The sequence below is a fragment of the Microcoleus sp. w1-18aA5 genome (assembly GCF_036701705.1).
GTDB lineage: Bacteria > Cyanobacteriota > Cyanobacteriia > Cyanobacteriales > Microcoleaceae > Microcoleus.
The window spans coordinates 1-1,371 of record NZ_JAUPTE010000174.1 but is presented as its reverse complement, the minus strand read 5'-3'; the positions used below and the strand labels follow the sequence as shown (position 1 = coordinate 1,371).

1 protein-coding gene and 1 pseudogene are annotated in these 1,371 nt (G+C 38.4%); one reads left to right on the top strand and one right to left on the bottom strand.

The window, feature by feature from the left end; translation table 11 throughout:
- Positions 1–190 precede the first annotated feature (190 nt).
- Positions 191–610: an IS630 transposase-related protein gene (locus Q5691_RS27540; RefSeq protein ID WP_333216099.1), complete on the bottom strand. Its 420-nt coding sequence runs from the start codon at positions 608–610 to the stop codon at positions 191–193.
- Between the two features lie 161 nt (positions 611–771).
- On the opposite strand from Q5691_RS27540, the pseudogene Q5691_RS27535 reads away from it, so the two are divergent.
- Positions 772–1,294, top strand: a pseudogene (locus Q5691_RS27535) (ISAs1 family transposase); the annotation flags it as partial.
- Positions 1,295–1,371 lie beyond the last annotated feature (77 nt).

The window sequence follows — 1,371 nt, the reverse complement described above, 5'->3', positions numbered from 1 at the left end:
TATTTGCCCAAATGGAATTATCGAGCCGTACCCCAACCTGAGTAATTCATTAAGTTATTTATTTTTCATTCCTTAGTTGGTTTTGGTCCCCGGGCTCTTTGACCTTTCAAAGCTCTAGCATATAACCTAACCATTGCTAAATTAACTCCAGATTCGTCAATGAATATTAAGTCTTTCAAACTAATTTTTTTTATTTTTTGCCAGAACTCACATCGCAGGAGTTGAACTCGGTCGGTGCCTTTGTCCGAGGGGAAGAGAGTTTTTTTTTGACAGTAATATCTAAGATTTTTATCCTTCTTGCTATTGTCGCTCTACTAACGGAAAATCCAATTTTCCCATAAAGTAAATAACGAAGTTCTTCAAGAGTAGCATCATTGTTTGATTCAATCAATTCCCCCAATATGAGTAGTTGCTCTGCATTCAGTTTGCCTTTGACTCCACATCGGTGAGTTCGGGGAGTAATGTTTTTTGTTTCACGATATTGTTTAAGCAATTTTTGTACAAAGCTGAGGGCTACAGAAAAACGTTTAGCTATTGCTTTTTGTGAAATCGGTTCAGTATGATAAGTATCAAGGATTTTTTGTCTAAAATCAATCGAATAAGTTTTCATTTTTAACAATGTATGAAGAGGAGTACAAGTAAACGTGTTGTGAGTCAACCAGAGCGTGCTGTCAGAAAAATGCTATTATGTGTGCTATCGCTTTCGGGTGGCTTGACTGAACCATATAATTATAGTTCATTCCATGTGTGTTCTCTGTTTGACCCTCATGAATGAGTGTCAGTAACATCATACCTCATCTTTATGAGAAAGGCTATATTTCCATGCAAGAGTTACAAGGGAGCTTGTCAAGTTATTTTGATGACGTACCCGACCCTCATAGTGAACCGAACCAAACGCCACCTACTGAAAGACATTTTCGTCATTGCCATATTATCTACAATAGCTGGAGGTGAGGGATGGGAAGACATGGAAAATTATGGAATCAGTAAGCAGCAATGGTTGCAAAAATTTTTAGACTTACCCAATGGCATCCCGAGCGATGATACCTTTCGACGAGTTTTTGAAAAGCTAGACCCGAAAGTTTTAGAACAGAAGTTGACTCAATGGGTTAAACAATTAATGGGGCCAGTTGGCCAACAAGTTATCCCGATTGATGGCAAAAATCTCCGAGGTTCTTATGACCGAAAAACCGGGGTAAATAATTTACATTTAGTGACAGGTTGGGCCAGCGAAAATCGGTTGGTACTTGGACAAGTTAAAGTGGAAAACCATTCCAATGAAATCACAGCTATCGGGTGCATCTCACTTTGGCGAATATGTCGCAAAAGGGTTAAAATGGAAAAGCTAGTAAAATTGCCAAAAAATATGAG

Coding starts and splice junctions, on each gene's coding strand:
- Q5691_RS27540 (WP_333216099.1), bottom strand. CDS start 610: ATGAAAACTTATTCGATTGATTTTAGACAAAAAATCCTTGATACTTAT.